Annotated in this window: 15 protein-coding genes; 7 read left to right on the top strand and 8 right to left on the bottom strand. The window is 64.3% G+C overall.

Annotated features, from left to right (window positions below; all coding sequences use genetic code 11):
* Nucleotides 1–352: 352 nt before the first annotated feature.
* Together GXP39_16615 and GXP39_16610 are read right to left on the bottom strand one after the other, a co-directional pair.
* Nucleotides 353–1,897, bottom strand: a complete 1,545-nt coding sequence (locus GXP39_16615) for a hypothetical protein (protein NOZ29661.1) — start codon at nt 1,895–1,897, stop codon at nt 353–355.
* A gap of 238 nt (nt 1,898–2,135) precedes the next feature.
* Nucleotides 2,136–3,266, bottom strand: coding sequence for a glycosyltransferase family 4 protein (locus tag GXP39_16610; GenBank protein ID NOZ29660.1), 1,131 nt, complete (start codon nt 3,264–3,266; stop codon nt 2,136–2,138).
* Between the two features lie 467 nt (nt 3,267–3,733).
* On the opposite strand from GXP39_16610, the gene GXP39_16605 reads away from it, so the two are divergent.
* The 3 genes from GXP39_16605 to GXP39_16595 all read left to right on the top strand — a co-directional run bounded on the left by GXP39_16605 (nt 3,734) and on the right by GXP39_16595 (nt 5,273).
* Nucleotides 3,734–3,931, top strand: a complete 198-nt coding sequence (locus tag GXP39_16605) for a cold-shock protein (protein NOZ29659.1) — start codon at nt 3,734–3,736, stop codon at nt 3,929–3,931.
* Between the two features lie 56 nt (nt 3,932–3,987).
* Nucleotides 3,988–4,275: an RNA-binding protein gene (locus tag GXP39_16600; GenBank protein NOZ29658.1), complete on the top strand. Its 288-nt coding sequence runs from the start codon at nt 3,988–3,990 to the stop codon at nt 4,273–4,275.
* A gap of 479 nt (nt 4,276–4,754) precedes the next feature.
* On the top strand, nt 4,755–5,273 hold the full coding sequence (locus GXP39_16595) for a PDZ domain-containing protein (GenBank protein NOZ29657.1): 519 nt from the start codon (nt 4,755–4,757) through the stop codon (nt 5,271–5,273).
* Between the two features lie 96 nt (nt 5,274–5,369).
* On the opposite strand, the gene GXP39_16590 is transcribed toward GXP39_16595, so the two are convergent.
* The 4 genes from GXP39_16590 to GXP39_16575 are packed head-to-tail and all read right to left on the bottom strand — an operon-like array spanning nt 5,370 to nt 8,694.
* Entirely contained in the window at nt 5,370–6,074 is a 705-nt protein-coding gene (locus GXP39_16590; protein NOZ29656.1) for a succinate dehydrogenase iron-sulfur subunit, read from the bottom strand.
* Between the two features lie 13 nt (nt 6,075–6,087).
* Nucleotides 6,088–7,878 carry an FAD-dependent oxidoreductase gene (locus GXP39_16585; GenBank protein ID NOZ29655.1) on the bottom strand — a complete coding sequence of 597 codons (1,791 nt, stop codon included), beginning with the start codon at nt 7,876–7,878 and terminating at the stop codon, nt 6,088–6,090.
* Nucleotides 7,879–7,913: 35 nt separating this feature from the next.
* Nucleotides 7,914–8,336: a hypothetical protein gene (locus GXP39_16580; GenBank protein NOZ29654.1), complete on the bottom strand. Its 423-nt coding sequence runs from the start codon at nt 8,334–8,336 to the stop codon at nt 7,914–7,916.
* Between the two features lie 22 nt (nt 8,337–8,358).
* Nucleotides 8,359–8,694: a hypothetical protein gene (locus GXP39_16575; protein ID NOZ29653.1), complete on the bottom strand. Its 336-nt coding sequence runs from the start codon at nt 8,692–8,694 to the stop codon at nt 8,359–8,361.
* A 418-nt stretch (nt 8,695–9,112) separates the two neighbouring features.
* On the opposite strand from GXP39_16575, the gene GXP39_16570 reads away from it, so the two are divergent.
* The 3 genes from GXP39_16570 to GXP39_16560 all read left to right on the top strand — a co-directional run bounded on the left by GXP39_16570 (nt 9,113) and on the right by GXP39_16560 (nt 11,670).
* Nucleotides 9,113–9,604: a ubiquinol-cytochrome c reductase iron-sulfur subunit gene (locus tag GXP39_16570; GenBank protein ID NOZ29652.1), complete on the top strand. Its 492-nt coding sequence runs from the start codon at nt 9,113–9,115 to the stop codon at nt 9,602–9,604.
* A 2-nt stretch (nt 9,605–9,606) separates the two neighbouring features.
* Nucleotides 9,607–10,266 (top strand): cytochrome b6, encoded by a 660-nt coding sequence (locus GXP39_16565; protein NOZ29651.1) that lies wholly within the window; start codon nt 9,607–9,609, stop codon nt 10,264–10,266.
* A gap of 69 nt (nt 10,267–10,335) precedes the next feature.
* Nucleotides 10,336–11,670, top strand: a complete 1,335-nt coding sequence (locus tag GXP39_16560) for a c-type cytochrome (GenBank protein ID NOZ29650.1) — start codon at nt 10,336–10,338, stop codon at nt 11,668–11,670.
* A gap of 86 nt (nt 11,671–11,756) precedes the next feature.
* Here GXP39_16560 and icd read toward each other — a convergent pair whose 3' ends face one another.
* Together icd and GXP39_16550 are read right to left on the bottom strand one after the other, a co-directional pair.
* On the bottom strand, nt 11,757–13,082 hold the full coding sequence (icd, locus tag GXP39_16555) for an NADP-dependent isocitrate dehydrogenase (protein NOZ29649.1): 1,326 nt from the start codon (nt 13,080–13,082) through the stop codon (nt 11,757–11,759).
* Nucleotides 13,083–13,394: 312 nt separating this feature from the next.
* Complete coding sequence (locus tag GXP39_16550) at nt 13,395–15,326, bottom strand: aconitate hydratase (GenBank protein NOZ29648.1); 1,932 nt, start codon at nt 15,324–15,326, stop codon at nt 13,395–13,397.
* Nucleotides 15,327–15,943: 617 nt separating this feature from the next.
* Between GXP39_16550 and GXP39_16545 the strand changes: the two genes are divergently transcribed.
* Nucleotides 15,944–16,059 (top strand): DNA recombination/repair protein RecA (locus GXP39_16545; protein NOZ29647.1); only part of this gene is annotated, 116 nt, incomplete at its 3' end.

Below are 16,059 nucleotides of genomic sequence, written 5' to 3'. Positions count from 1 at the left end.
GGAAATACCGCTAGAGGGTAGGGGCGAGCGGCCGCTTGCCCTATTCGCTTAACGGCATGGGCGAGGCCCTCGCCTGTCGCTTTTTCCCTCCACGGGCGGTCGCACCTGAAAGGGGAGGTGCGAGGGGAAGCCTCTCCGCAGAAAAACGCTTTCTCTCGCCTTTTCCCTGCCTGGTTGGGGCTTTGGCCGGTGGCCTCCGGCCCCACGGGGCAGGTGAGGGCCTGAAAATAGAGTTCTTCGGAGGGGCTTCCGCCCCTCCGAGCCATCCCAGAGATGCGGGGCCGCGCTTCCGTATCGCTTAATTTGATACCAATGGGGCAACCCGCAGGCTGCCCCACATCGCCCTGCGGGGTCAGTATTTGAGGACGTAGATCTGGGAGCCGGGCGTCTTGGGCGCGAAGTGCAGCCACAGCGCTCGCGTCTCCCCCTCCTTCAGCGTGACCTCGGCGTTCCCGGAGTGGAAGGGCGTGCTGGCGGAGAAGGTCACCCGCCCCGGATCCCGTATGACGGTGATGCTCTCGCCCGGCTTCAGGATCCACACGTCCGGCGAGATGGTGAACGTGATGTCTCGCCCGAAGGCGTTGTGTACGATCAGCAGCGCCTTCCCCGGCGGTGGAACCGGCTGAGAGGGCGTCGGCGTGACGGCAGGGCTCGGCGCGGGCGTGGGGGTGGGCGCCAGCCGGCCGTCGGTGATCTCGGCGATGGGCAGGGCCATCACGTCGCCATCGCAGGCGACGAGCGCCCGATCGCCGGAGATCCAGCCGCCGGGCGCGATGCGCTCGTCCACGGCCAGCCAGGTCCCCGCCGGGTTCCGGCCGCGCACGGTCACCTCTCCCCCGGGATGATCGGCGCGCCGCACGGCTGAGATGACCAGGTATTGCAGCCCCGGTCCGCTGCGCACGTTCAGCGCCTGCACCTGCAATCGGCACGTGAGCTGGGACGGCGCGGGCGTGGGGGTGGCCGTGGGCGTCCGCGGCGTGGCGACAGCCGCGCTCGGCTTCTCCTCCGGAGGCAGGATCCGCTCCAGCACCATCAGGGTGATGCGGCTGTTGGGCATCGGGATGGGCGTGACGGACTCCCGCAGCGCGTAGTACACACCGCCGGCGAGCACCCGCGGCAGCCACTCGCACACTGTCTCCCCCTTCCAGGTCAGGCAGTGTCGCAGGTAGGCGACCTGGGCTGGCTGGGCCTGGACAGGGATCTCCTCGACCGCCCCGGCGGGGATCTCGTACAGCCTGTCGCCGTAGATGACCGTCTCCTCATGTCCGGTGCGGTTGTGGATCCATGCCTGATCGGCGGGAGGCGCCGTGGCGCTCTGCAGCACCAGCCGAGCCGGCTTCCCCGCGGCCGCCCCGTTGACGATCTCGTAGAACCCATCTCTCTGGAGCAGGTAGGGGTCCCAGAAGCACTCGGTCTCGGCCCGGTCTGGGGGACGGCTCACCTCGCAGTTGTACAGCGCCAGCACGGAGGTGACGCGCGGCAGGGCCACGCCGACGGATCGCAGCGCCTGCAGCCGATAGGTCTGCCCCTCCAGGAAGAAGGTAACGGTGAACGCTGTTCGATTGGCGATGATGGTCCCGGACGGGATGCCCGTCTCCGTGATCGCGGCGGTGGCATCCACCGTCACGGCCGGCGGCGTGGCCGGGAGGGCTGCGGCGGGAGGCGGCGTCTCCTCCCCCGTGATGGGGCGGGTCGGCGTGGGCGTCGTCGCGGTGATAGGCGTCTCCTGGGTGGTGGTGATGGGGGGCGCGTCCTGCCGGGAGGACGCTGCGTAGGCGACGGACGGCAGGGTGGGCAGGTATGGGATGTGGGAGGCGAGCCCGGCGGCGAGGGCCAACACCCATCCGCCGAGGATCAGAGCGATCAGGAAGGTCAGGACAAATCGCATGTAGCGCATCTTCTCCCTCACCATATGCGTTGACCTGGTGGCCGCCCGCGCATGGCGGGGCGGCGCTCGCGGGCTTTGTGAGGTTGTTGTGAAGGATGGTTCATAAGGTGTAATAAATCGCTTTTTTTATTACTTTGTAAGCTCACTTTATTACTATTCGTGTTATAATAATTCGCACGGGCAACTCGTTGAGTTGCCACGCCGGAGGACACTTTTGGGGGAGAGCGTCTTCCGGCGTTTTCTTTTATCACCTCGCGTCCCTTCCTATCGCCTCGTACACCTGGACGGTTTGGCGCGCGGCCTCGGTCCAGGTGAACCGCTTCGCTCGCTCCAGCCCGGCCTCCCGCAGGCGTCGCTTCAGCTCCGGATCGGTCAGCACGCGCCGCATGGCCTCGTACAGCCCCTCGACGTCGTCAGGCTCGACGAGGATGGCGGCGTCCCCGGCGATCTCCGGCAGGCTGGCGGCCGTGGAGGTGATCACCGGCGTCCCGGAGGCCATCGCCTCCAGCACCGGCAGCCCGAACCCCTCGTGTCGGGATGGGAAGAGGAAGAGATCGGCCTGCCGGTAGCGAGCGGCCAGCTCCTGGGGAGCCAGGTGCGGCACGCGCGTCACCCGGGCCAGGTCGAGGCCCGGATACCGGGCGGCCAGCTCCGCGTCGTCGCGTCGATTTGGCCCCACCAGCACCAGCCGGTGGGGCAGATCGGTCTCCCGGGTAAGCCGCGCGAAGGCCTGGAGGGCCGCGTCCCGGTTCTTGTTGGGGAAGTCGCCCCCGACGAACAGGATGAAGGGGGGATCGGGGCGAGGGGCGTCGGCCGGGTGGAAGCGGCGCGTGTCCACGCCCTCGTAAATCACGGTACAGCGTGTGGCGGGCACGTCCAGGAAGCGCACCGCGTCGTCTCGGGTGGCCCGGCTTACGCAGATGAGCCGCTCGGCTCGTCGAGCCCAGCGCCGCTGTCGAGCATACCACCAGTGGTTCACCCGCCTGCCGTGCAGTAGCTCGGGCATGTGCAGCGGCGTGAAGTCGTGGACGGTGACGACGAAGGGAAGCGGCACCCGCCAGGGCACGCCGGTCACGCTGAGGTGGGCGGAGATCCCGGGGAAGTGAACCAGGTCGGCGTCCAGGCGGGAGAGGACGATGGGCATCAGGATCTGATGTGTGACCAGCGCGGTGAGGCGTCCCAGGCGTGGGCGAGGGAGTGGGATAATCCTGGCCCCCATTGGCCGTGCGATCTGCACGGAGGGCGTGTGCGCGATCAGGATCCACTCATGGGGGGGATTCAGCGCCTGCAGCCCCTGGAGGAGGCCGCGCATGTAGGTGCCCACCCCTCGCGTTCGGTGGCCCGTGTCCAGCGGCGTGATATCCAGCACGATCCGCATCCTGCGCTCCCCGGGCCAAAGGGCCCGTCGGTGTTATTGTGCCATCGCATGGCCGTATCGGCAACTGGTCGGGGATGGGGCGGTGTATCCAAAGTAGCGGAGATCTCGCCAGGCCCATCGCAAGCCCACAGGGGAGGTGCGGAGGGACCTCCCTCCGCCCAAACATCCTCTTTTCCGCCTTGTACTTGCCCTTTCCCGGCCTGATTGGGGTGAGCCGAGCCGGGCAAGGCAGGTGAGGGCCGGAAACCAGGAAGTTTCTTTTGAGGAACTGCGCCCCTCTCCTCCAAAAGGCGATTTGACATATATTCCGTTATGTGCTAGACTGAGGCCCGTAGGTCGAAGGTAGCATCTGTTTCGGACGTAGTACATACGCCGTCAGGCACTTCGCCTGGCGGCTTTTTTGTACTGGTCCGGACGGGCACTCACCTACAAGAATTTTAGAAGGAGATGCAGCAATGAGTGAGCGCATGGTCGGCACCGTCAAGTGGTTCAATGCGACCAAGGGGTACGGGTTTATCACCCGCGAGGGTGGCGAGGACGTCTTCGTCCACTACAGCGCCATCCAAATGGACGGCTTTCGCACTCTGGAAGAGGGCGATAGCGTAGAGTTCGAAATCGAGATGGGCCCCAAGGGCGCCCACGCGGTGAAGGTCGTCCGACTGTAGCCGCGATCCGTCTTCCGGCCCCCGGTCGGAAGGACGACGCAAGGAGTCACTGTTTCATGACAGGAATCAGGTTGTACGTCGGAAACCTGGCATACACGGCGACGGACCTCGACCTCGAAGAGCTGTTCAGTGCCGCCGGCGACGTGGTGAGTGCCGAAGTGATCCGTGACCGGGAAACGGGCCGCTCCCGAGGGTTTGCCTTCGTGGAGATGGCGACGCGAGAGGCGGCCGAGCGGGCTATCAGCATGTTCGATGGCGTGAGCTTCCAAAACCGTGATCTGCGCGTCAACGAAGCGCGTCCACGTAGACCGCGGACCGGGTATGGCTCCTTTGGGTCACGTTGATCGTTCGATCGCATAGGCTGGCAGGCGGGGTCCCCGATGGGAGGCCTCGCCTGTCTTTATATGAGCACCTGACGGCATCCCACCGAGGGGGAGGCGCGGGGGAGGACCCTCCGAGCCATCCCTGGAAAGTGGGGAGTGCGTTCGCGTGCAGCTTGACCGGATGCCTGTGGGGTGACCTGACGAGGCGTCCCGACCCCAGTCCATGGTTCGGGCGCTATCCCAGGCGCCATGGCGTCCGTTAATGTGACATTAATCTGGCCGCACTATCATCGAAGATAGCGTTGCCCTGCTGCGGAGGGCGTGGAAGCGTGGGGAGCGTATCGCTCCTATAGGGACACGGCGCCGCCGTGTCCCCACAGCTGGGGTTTGGACGATCGAGCAGCAGGCAGAGCACCGACCATCCAACGGCGTGAGCGTTATCGTAGCCGGTCCCTTTGGTCCGAGCTTTATCTGGTCTCTGGATTCATAGAGGAGGGATCATGAGCGCGACATCTCAGGGTAATCAGCGCACATATGTGATCGTGGCGGTGATCGTGGTCGTTGGGGTGTTGTTGAGCCTGTGCGCCGGCGCGCTGGCGGGAGGCACCGTCGCCTACCTGGTGATGCGATCCGCTCCACGTCCGGCGGCCGTTCCGATGCCGGAGCCGGGGGAGCGCACGCCGATGATCCCGTTCCCGCGGCCGTTCTCCCCGAGCGGGCCAGGCGGCGCGCTCATCCAGAAGGTGCATCCGGATACGCCGGCCGATGAGGCGGGCCTGCGCCCCGGCGATCTGATCATCGCGGTGGATGGGCAGCCCATCGACCAGGAGCATCCCCTGAACGAGCTGATCGGGAGCCGCAAGCCGGGCGAGCGGGTGGAGATCACCATCCTGCGCGGCGGCCGGCGGATGACCATCGGGCTCGCCCTGGGCGAGCATCCGGACGACCCCAATCGAGCCTTCCTGGGCGTGGAGTTCATCCCGATCTTCGTCACGCCACCGCAGGGCGAGGGGGACTGACCCACCCGGTTGTGGATGATTCCGGGAAAACAAGAGGCCCGACATCGGTTGCGTGTCGGGCCCTTTCGCGCAGGGAGGCGGGGCGTATCGATCCGCTCATTCGATCTTGCCGGTGAGGATGGCCTTTTTCACCTCGCCGATGGCCTTGGTGACCTGGATGTCACGCGGGCAGGCGTCGGTGCAGTTGAAGATGGTATGGCAGCGATAGACGCCGAACTGATCGTCGAGGATCTTGAGCCGCTCGGCGCCCGCGCGATCACGGCTGTCGAAGATGAACCGGTGCGCGGTGACGATGGCCGCCGGGCCCGCGTAGTTCTCGTTGGCCCAGAAGGATGGGCAGGAGGTGGTGCAGGCCGCGCACAGGATGCACTTGGTCGTGTCGTCGAATCGCTCTCGCTCCTCCGGCGTCTGCAGCCGCTCGCGCTCCGGCGGAGGTTCATCGTTCACGAAATAGGGCATCACGGAGCGATAGTGCTCGAAGAACGGCTCCATGTCCACGATCAGGTCCTTGACCACCGGCAGCCCCAACAGGGGCTCCACGGTGATCTTGTTGGTTCCCAGATCCTTGACCAGCACTTTGCAGGCGAGTCGATTGCGTCCGTTGATGCGCATGGCGTCTGAGCCGCAGATGCCGTGCGCGCAGGAGCGTCGGAAGGAGAGGGTGCCGTCGTAATATCCCTTGATGTGTTCCAACAGGTCCAGCACGCGATCGGTCGGTTCGGCCTCCACCCGATACGTCTCGTAGTGCGGCTTCTTATCCTTCTCGGGATCGTAGCGAAAGATCTTCAGTGTCACCTGCATGGTCAGCTCCCTGCTAGTACACGCGCTCTTTGGGCGTGTACTTGGTGATCACAACCGGCTTATAGCTCAGCCTCACGCCGTCTTCGCTCAGCCAGGCCAATGTATGCTTGAGCCATTCCTTGTCGTCTCGCTTGGGGTAGTCCTCCCGGGCGTGGGCGCCGCGGCTCTCCTTGCGCGCCAGGGCGGAGACGGTGGTCACCTCCGCCAGGTCGAGCAGGTTGCCCAGCTCCCAGGCGTTGAGCAGGTCCATGTTGAAGACCTTGCCGCGATCCTGGATGCGTATGTGCTTGTAGCGCTCCTTCAGCTCTCGGATCTTGTCCAGCGCCTGGCGCATCCCCTCCTCGGTTCGGAACACCCCCACCAGATCGAACATGGTGTGCTTCATCTCCCGGCTGATCTCCGCCGGCCGCTCGTTCCCCTTCGAGTTCAGCAGCGCCTCCAGCTGCTGGCGGGCGAAGTCCGCGGCGTCGGCGGGGAGCGGCTGGAACGAGGCGTGACGGGCGAACTCCGCCGCGTTCAGCCCGGCCTGCTTGCCGAACACGATGATGTCCAGCAGCGAATTGGTGCCCAGGCGATTCGCCCCGTGCACGGACACGCAGGCGACCTCGCCCGCGGCGTAGAAGCCGGGCATGACCGTGTTCTCCTCGTCGATCACCACCTCCGCTCGCTTGTTGGTGGGGATCCCCCCCATGGCGTAATGGGCCGTCGGTTGAACGGGCATGGGCTCCGTGATGGGATCGATACCCAGGTAGGTGCGGCAGAAGTCGATGATCTCCGGCAGCTTGGCCTGCAGGTCGTCGGCGGTGACCTGATAGGGGGTGCCATCGGGGTTGGTGCGGCCGTCCAGCGCGGCGTACTTGTTCACCGTCTCTGGGCGCACGTCCAGATAGAGGTAGCGCTGTCCGTTGATGCCGCGGCCCTCCCGCATCTCCAGGTACATGGCGCGACTGACCACATCGCGCGAGGCCAGGTCCTTGACGGTAGGGGCGTAGCGTTCCATGAAGCGCTCGCCCTCGTTGTTGATCAGGACGCCTCCCTCGCCGCGCACGCCCTCGGTGATGAGGATCCCCAGCCGGTAGATGCCGGTGGGGTGGAACTGGAAGAACTCCATGTCCTCCGCCGGGATGCCCCGTCGCAGCGCGACGGCGACGCCGTCGCCGGTGTAGGCGTACGCGTTGGAGGTGATCTCCCACAGCCGGCCGTGGCCGCCGGTGGCGAAGATCACCGCCTTGGCGTGGAAGACGTGCAGCTCGCCGGTGGCCAGCTCGATGGCGACCACGCCAGCGGCCGCGCCGTCGACGGTGATCAGATCCAGGACCTGGAACTCATCGAAGAAGGTGACGCCCTGCTTGATGCACTGCTGGTAGAGCGTCTGCAGGATCATGTGCCCGGTGCGGTCGGCCGCGTAGCAGGCGCGGCGCACCGGCTGGCCGGTGGCGTTGTTCGTGTGCCCGCCGAAGGGGCGTTGCGCGATGCGGCCCGCCGGCGTGCGGGAGAAGGGCAGGCCCATGTGTTCCAGCTCGTAGACCGTCGTGACCGCCTCATGACACATGAACTCGATGGCGTCCTGATCTCCCAGATAATCGCTGCCCTTCACGGTATCGAAGGTATGCCATTCCGGGCTGTCGTCCTCCAGATTTCCCAGAGCGGCGCCGATGCCGCCCTGAGCCGCGCCCGTGTGGGAGCGCGTGGGGTATAGCTTGCTGAGCACGGCGGTCGAAGCCTTTCTCGATGCCTGCAGGGCCGCCATGAGCCCGGCCCCCCCGGCCCCAACCACCACGATCTCGTACTGATGTCTCTGCATGAAGCCGCTCCTAAAAGAAGGTGTGCGTGCCGATCTCAGGAGGCCAGGATGACGTAGATGGCCACGGCGATGGAGAACAGCCAGAGCAGGAAGATCACCCCTCGCAGCATGGGGCGCAGAAGGGAGTGATCGATGTAGTCCTCGATGACGACCCGCAACCCGTTGAACCCGTGCGTCACGGCGAAAAAGACGAGCAGCATCTGCATGATCTGCCAGAAGGCGTTGGACCAACCCTGCGTGATGTCGGGGATGTCGCTCTCCATCACGTGGTTCGGGTTGGGGAAGAAGGTCCAACGCATGAGGGTGGGCAGGTCCATTTGGGTTCGGGCCCCCATGATGAAGGCGGCCGTCATCCCCAGCGCGGCCAGGAGGAGCATGGTCAGCCCCGAGAGGCGCGTGAAGATCCACATGAGATATTCAAAAGTCCATCCGCGTGGAGGGATGTTGCGAGATCGCATGGAAGCACTCCTCTGCAGCGCCCTATCCACCGATGAGCCCGCTTTGGATCATCAGGAAGACCGTCAGGCCGTAGATGGGCAGGAAGATGAACCATTGGATCCAGATCGCTTCGTGCTGATATTCCAAGAGCTGTGGCCACAGGTCCAGGATGGTGACGCGAAGCCCGTTGAGGGCGTGATACAGCACGCAGAAGTACACGAAGATCTGAAACGGCCACGATTCGTAGATGGCTGTGATGGCGATGGCCACATCGCTCCCGAATTGTTGTAGGAAGAACGCGGCGATGACGTGGGTGCCCACGAAGAGCAGTATCCCCAGGCCGGTGATGCGATGGAGCAGCCATGCCAGCATGGTCACGCCGCCTCTATACCTCAGGCCTTGTAACGGCCCGACTCTTCTGTCGAGAGCCATCTACGCCTCCTCTTGTGCAAGCTGTCGGGCGAGGGGGAGAGCGAAATGTTCTCCTCTCGAAATTTGCGCCCATTATAGGGCAGCCATCTGGATCGGTCAAAGCCTTCCCGGGCAGGATGGGGTATCCTGGTGGGTGTAACGTCGTATGGACGCCACGCATCACACAAATGTCCGTCAGGCAGGCCAGGTCGGGTGGGCCGGCCTTCACGATGCCCTTTGAGAAATGTTGCACCACCCGATGTGACGTGAATTTGAGTTCTATTTCCAGTAGATGGTAGAATAGCGAAAATCGTTACACATTTTGAAGGAATATCGGATAGGACGTCGGCTGTTCGAATCCAGATGTGGGGACGAGGAGGCGTTGATGGCTAAGCGAGCTCGCTATCGGCTCAGCAGACGGGAGTTCGTGAATCTCGTGGTGGGGGCATTGGGTAGCATCATGGGCGCTGTCGTGGGCATTCCGATCATCGGCTACCTGGTGTCGCCGGCCCTGAAGGCGCAGAAATCGGAGGCGTGGATCCCGTTGGGACCGCTGGAGAACTATCCCATCGATGTGCCCACGCCCTTCAACTTCACTCGTACGAAGGTGCACGGGTGGGAGAGGACCGTGAGCAGCTATGGCGTGTACGTGTTGCGGACCGCGGAGGATCAGGCCAAGGTGTTTTCTAACGTGTGCACTCACTTGAGCTGCCGGGTGAAGTGGCGGGAGGACCTTGGGCAGTACGCCTGCCCCTGCCACGACGGCTTCTTCGACAAAAATGGGGACGTGATCAGCGGGCCTCCACCGCGTCCGCTGGACCAGTACGAGACGAAGGTTGAGGATGGCAACCTGCTCATTCACTTCGTAGAGGGTTGATGATGACAGAGAAGGTTCTCTCCTGGTTGGACGAGCGCTTGGGGTTGACGACGATCTACAGCGTCGTGCTGGATCGCAAGGTCCCCAAGGTGAACTGGTGGTACACTTTGGGGAGCGCCACCCTCTTCCTTCTGATCATGCAGATCTTGACCGGCATCTTCCTAACCGTGTACTACGTCCCCTCGCCCGACCACGCGTACGATAGCGTCCAGTACATCATGACCGGGGTGTCCTTCGGGTGGCTCATCCGGGGCATTCACCATTGGGGTGCGAGCCTGATGGTGGTGTTCGTCGTGCTGCATATGCTGCGCACCTTTTACCTGGGCGCGTACAAGTACCCTCGCGAGCTCACCTGGTTCACCGGCGTGATCCTCCTGCTGGCGACGTTGGGGATGGGGTTCACCGGCTATCTGCTGCCGTGGAACCAGCGGGCGTACTGGGCGACGACGGTGGGGACCTCCATTGCAGGGACGGTGCCGGTGATCGGCCCCCTGATCATGCGCGTCCTGCGCGGGGGGACCGATCTGAGCGCTGTGACGTTGGCCCGGTTCTTCGCCATGCACATATGGGGGCTGCCGGCCATCATCCTGGCGGTCGTGGGGATTCACCTCTATCTCGTCGTTCGCATTGGGATCTCCTCCGTTCCCACGGAAGAGGACTGAACCTCCATTTGCCGGAGCTGAGGGGATAGGGAAGGATACGATCGCAGGCCGTGTGAGCCGTTATTCGGAATGAGGCGTTTCGCGTGGAGGCCGTCCTGGACCGCCGCGCGGGCTGTCGCCGTAGACTCAGTTGAGGAGAGGAACGCCGCCGTGAATGAGGAGCAAAAGCAGCGTTACTGGCAGAGATATCAGCAGGCGAAGCAGAAGGGTGTGAAGTTCTATCCAGATATCATCTTCAAGGACACGCTGGTCATCTTCGCTCTTTTCCTGCTGTTGGTGGGGCTGGCCACCTTCGTCGGTGTGCCCGCCGAGCCGAAGGCCGATCCGGCCGACACATCCTATGTCCCCCGCCCCGAATGGTATTTCCTCTTCCTGTTCCAGTTGCTGAAGTTCTTCCCCGGCGAGTTGGAGTGGGTGGGCACGACGGTTATCCCCGGGTTGGCCGTGTTGGCGTTGTTGTTGTTGCCGTTCTTCGATAAGAACCCGCATCGGTATTGGAAGAAGCGGAAGATCGCCGTGTCCGCCATGACTGTGATCATGATCGGGATCCTGGCGCTGACCATCGCCGCCGTGGTCACCACGCCGCCCCAGGAGGAGCAGCGACCCCTCGCCACCACGCTGACCGAGAAGATCGCCGTGGGATTGGAGCTATACTCCGTGCACTGCGTGGAATGCCATGGAGCCGATGGTGAGGGAGGCGAGGTGAAGGGAGTGGAAGGGCTCGAGGGTGTGGTGCTCAATCCCATCAACGATCAGGACTTCATGTACACCCGCACCGACGACACCATCTTCAACGTCATCAATTACGGTCAGCCGGCGTACGGCATGCCGCCCTTCGGGCTGGCGTACGGCGGGGAGCTCACCCAGGGCGAGATAGAGGCGATCGTCACCTTCATGCGCTACACGTGGGATGATCGGGTGGAGTTGCCCCAGGAGGCGGCGGCCGCCTCGGCGATCCCCACCCTGGGACCGGATGAGGTGCCGTCCTATGATGTGCATGTGGAGCCCATCGTCAAGCGGTACTGTGTCTCCTGCCATCGCCCGGGGAAGAAGAACAACAATTACTACATGCGCTCCTACGAGGAGACGATGACCTCCGGCGATCATGCGCCGAACGTGGTCCCCGGCGACCTGAACAGCAACTTGATCCTGATGCTGCATCGCCAGGAGATCGAGGCGGGCGGGCCGATGCCGCCGACCAAGTCGCTGAAGCCGGAGCTGATCGAGATCTTCGAGCGATGGGTGGCGGCTGGGGCGCCCAAGACGGCCGAGGAGGCGGCCGCGCTCTCGACGCCGACGGGGGAGGCCGCGCCGACGGCGACGGTGGAGGCGACGGGCACGATCACGCCGACGGGGGCCATAGAGGCGACCGCGACGGTGACCTCCACTCAGGCCGCGCCGTAGCGCGCTTGCCCCGGTGAAGGCAAGGAGATGACATAAAAAGGGGGACGTCATCGCGACGTCCCCCTTTTCGTTTCGCTCCTCGCGTTTTAGTCATCCATGTGCTGGATGATGGCGTCGCCGAATTCCGAGCACTTCAGCAGTGTGGCGCCCTCCATCAGCCGGTGGAAATCGTACGTCACGGTCTTGGCCGCGATCGCCCCCGAGATGCCCTTGATGATCAGATCGGCGGCCTCGTGCCAGCCCATGTATCGGAACATCATCTCGCCGGACAGGATCACGGAGCCGGGGTTGACCTTATCCTGATCGGCGTACTTTGGGGCTGTGCCATGGGTCGCCTCAAAGATGGCGTGGCCGGTGGTGTAGTTGATGTTGCCGCCGGGGGCAATGCCGATCCCGCCCACCTGGGCGGCCAGAGCGTCTGACAGGTAATCCCCATTGAGGTTCATGGTGGCCAGCACATCGAACTCGCGGGCGCGGGTGATCGTCTGCTGGAAGACGATGTCGGCGATGACGTCCTTGATCAGGAGCTTCCCGGCCTTGAGCGCGGCGTCCTGCTCGGCGTTGGCTGCCTCCTCCCCCTTCTCCGCCTTGGTGCGCTCCCACTGGGCCCAGGTGTACACCTGATCGCCGAACTCCTCCTCGGCGACCTCGTAGCCCCAATTGCGGAAGGCGCCCTCCGTGAACTTCATGATGTTCCCCTTGTGCACCAGGGTCACGCTGCGCCGGTTGTTCTCCAGCGCCCACCGGATGGCCGCCCGCACCAATCGCTGGCTGCCCTCCTTGGACACCGGCTTGATGCCGATGCCGGAGGTCTCCGGGAAGCGGATCTTGGCGTACTCCTCCGGGAAATGCTCCTTCAGAAGCGCCAGGAAGCGCTGGTTCTCCTCCGTCCCATACTCGAACTCAATCCCGGCGTAGATGTCCTCCGTGTTCTCCCGGAAGACCACCATGTCCACATACTCCGGGTGCTTCACCGGCGAGGGAACGCCGGGGAACCAGCGCACGGGCCGCTGGCAGACGTACAGGTCCAGCGCCTTGCGAAGGGCCACGTTCAGGGATCGGATCCCACCCCCGATGGGGGTGGTCAATGGGCCCTTGATGCCGATCAGGAACTCCTTGAACGCGGCGATGGTCTCATCGGGCAGCCATGTGCCGAACTTGTTGAAGGCCTTCTCGCCCGCGTAAACCTCCATCCAGTGGATCTTCCGACGGCCGCCATATGCCTTCTCCACGGCCGCGTCCAGGACACGATTGGCCGCCCGCCAGATGTCTCGGCCGGTGCCATCCCCCTCGATGAAGGGGATGATCGGGTGATCCGGAACGTGTAGCTTTCCATTCTGGATGGTGACCTTTTCGCCTTCCGTTGGAACCTGAATCGTTTCGTAGCTCACGACTTCCTCCCTTTCGTACATGGATCTGTTCTCTGGTTCGCCGAATCTCCAAATCCGGTCCGTCTCATCTTCCCATTCCGATCTCTCTATTCCCGGTGGATCGGTCCCCTGTCCTCGTGGATCCCTTGCCTGGCGAGGGGTGTATTTCGAGGAAGGGCACAGTCCGTGCTTCCCCCAGGCGGGTGGAGCTCCCACGCTCCACCTGCGGCAGTTCACGTCGCCCCAGCCGACCTTCATCGGCTCGCGATCCCGGGATTCCCGGCGGGATCCCGAAGGGGCCTTTTAGGCGTGCGCGAACGCATCCTAAAATCAAATGTTCACATTGAAAGCGCGCTACCTCCTGATCTGTCCTCGTAAGTGGTTTACCAGCCCTCCGGCCAGGACGATTTGTACCTGCCGGGGGGTCAGCTGATGGCGTGCCTGGAAGCTCCAGCCCTGGGTTCGATTGTGCACTGTGAGGATCTCCCCGCGTTGAAGCGCCTCACGCACGTGGGGGATCTCCAATCGGTCGCCCTGCTGCAGCCGCCGGTAGTCATCCTCCTCCGTGAAGACGAGTGGGAGCACCCCGAAGTTGACCAGGTTGGTGTGGTGGATACGGGCGAAGGAGCGAGCGATCACGCCGATGACGCCCAGATAGCGCGGCGCCAGCGCCGCGTGCTCCCGGGCGGAGCCCTGGCCGTAATTGTGTCCGCCCACGATGAACCCGCCCCCGCTTTCCCGGGCCCGCCGCGGGAACTCGGGATCGACCCGGGTGAAGGTGTATTCGGCCAGCGCGGGCAGGTTGGAGCGCAATGGCAGGATGTGGGCTCCCGCCGGCGAGATGTGATCGGTGGAGATGTTGTCCCCCACCTTCAGCAGGACCTCGCCGCCGAGCGTGTCCGGCAGGGGCGACGGAAGCGGGATGGGCTTGATGTTGGGCCCGCGGATGACCTCCACGGCCTCCGGATCCTCGGCGGGCGGGATGATCATGCTGTCGTCCACCGCGTACCGCTCGGGGAGGGAGGCCGGGACGGGATCGCCCAGATCACGCGGGTCGGTGATGACCCCGGTGATGGCGGCGGCCGCCGCCGTCTCCGGGCTGCACAGATATACCTGATCGCCGGGCGTGCCGGAACGCCCAGGGAAGTTGCGGTTGAACGTCCTCAGGCTGATCGCCCCGGTGGGGGGCGCCTGTCCCATGCCGACGCACGGCCCGCAGGCGGATTCCAGCACCCGCACCCCGGCGGCGATGAGGTCCGCCAGCGCCCCGTTGCGGGCGATCATGGTGTACACCTGCCGGGAGCCGGGGGAGAGGGTCATGCTGACGTTGGGATGCACATGGCGTCCCCGCAGTATGCCTGCCACCTTCATCAGATCTGGGTACGACGAGTTGGTGCACGACCCGACGCACACTTGGGCCACGGGCCTTCCGGCCACCTCCCGCACGGGCACGACGTTGTCCGGGCTGGACGGGCAGGCGATCAGTGGCTCCAGGTCGCTCAGATCGATCTCGATCACCCGGTCATAGGCGGCATCGGGGTCGGCCTCCAGGGGGATCCATACTTCCTCGCGCTGCTGCGCCCGCAGATAGCGAAGCGTCTCCTCGTCGCTGGGGAAGATGGATGTGGTGGCCCCCAGCTCCGTCCCCATGTTCGTAATGGTGGATCGGGCGGGCACGTCCAGGCTGCGCACCCCCTCGCCGAAGTACTCAATGATGTAGCCCACGCCGCCTTTCACGCTCAGACGACGCAGCAGCTCCAGGATCACGTCCTTCGCGGACACCCACGGCGGAAGCTGGCCGGTAAGGTGGACTCCCAGCACGCGAGGCATGACGAGATAATACGCGCCGCCTCCCATGGCGATGGCCACATCCAGGCCGCCGGCGCCGATGGCGAGCATTCCCATGCCCCCGGCCGTGGGGGTGTGGGAGTCGGAGCCCAGCAGCGTCCGGCCGGGGCGGGCGAATCGCTCCAGGTGGACCTGATGGCAGATGCCGTTGCCCGGCCGGCTGAAATAGATGCCGTATCGGGCGGCGATGGTCTGGAGAAACCGATGGTCGTCTGCGCTCTCGAACCCGGTCTGGAGCGTGTTGTGATCCACGTAGGAGACCGAGAGTTCCGTGCGTACCCGGGGGATTCCCAGCGCTTCGAAGTGGAGGTACGCGGTGGTCCCGGAGGCGTCCTGGGTGAGCGTCTGATCGATGCGGATGGCGATCTCTTGTCCCGGCCGTAGCTCGCCGGAGATGAGGTGCGACTCCAGGACCTTATGTGTCAGGCTTTGTCCCATGAGGTGGTGCGCTTCCTGAATATCCAAAGATAGGATGGCTTTCCTGGCCGCCGGACGGTTTGACCGAACGAAGGCCACGGGATCCCGTTGGCGGCCTCACGGGGATTCAGCAGGGAGGCGGCGCTTCTCGCTGTCCTCCGAGCCAAAGCGCCCGGCGGTTCGGTCGTGCTTTCATGGCCGTCTCGTCTCGCCGTCGGCATAGCCGATGGCAGGCGGCCGCGTATTATACCTTTCCGTGCGAACCCGAGTCAATCTCTCATGCTCCCATTGTAAAGCGACTGCTTCCCGGGCCGATTCGTGTGGGCGGGGTTGGGCGGGAAGGCTGGGGGGCTGCGCCCCTCGTCTCCCCGCCGTGCTTCCGCACGAAAAGGGAGCCTGTCCGGATGGGGCAGTTTGACGGCTCCGAACATTCGTGCTATACTTGGGCTTGGAACATATGTTCCGATATGTGTTCCTCAGGGGGGCTTCGAGGCCCCGCTGGGGACCCTGAGCACGAGGATAGGCGGAGGCCGGCGGCGGTGGCCTCCGCGCTGCCAAGGGTGGAGCTCCACGTTTCACCGGCCTGGGAGGATATGGTCGAGGATCCGCATGGGAGACGCATGAGGGAGGTGCTCGCGATGGACGACGGACGGAAGCGCGCTTTGGACACGACCTTGGCGAACCTGCAGAAGCGGTTTGGGGAAGGCGTGATCATGCGGTTGGGGGAGGCGACGCATCTGCAGGTGGACGTGAT

This window comes from Chloroflexota bacterium, from assembly GCA_013152435.1.
Lineage (GTDB): Bacteria > Chloroflexota > Anaerolineae > DUEN01 > DUEN01 > DUEN01.
This window is presented reverse-complemented; position numbering and strand designations above follow the sequence as displayed.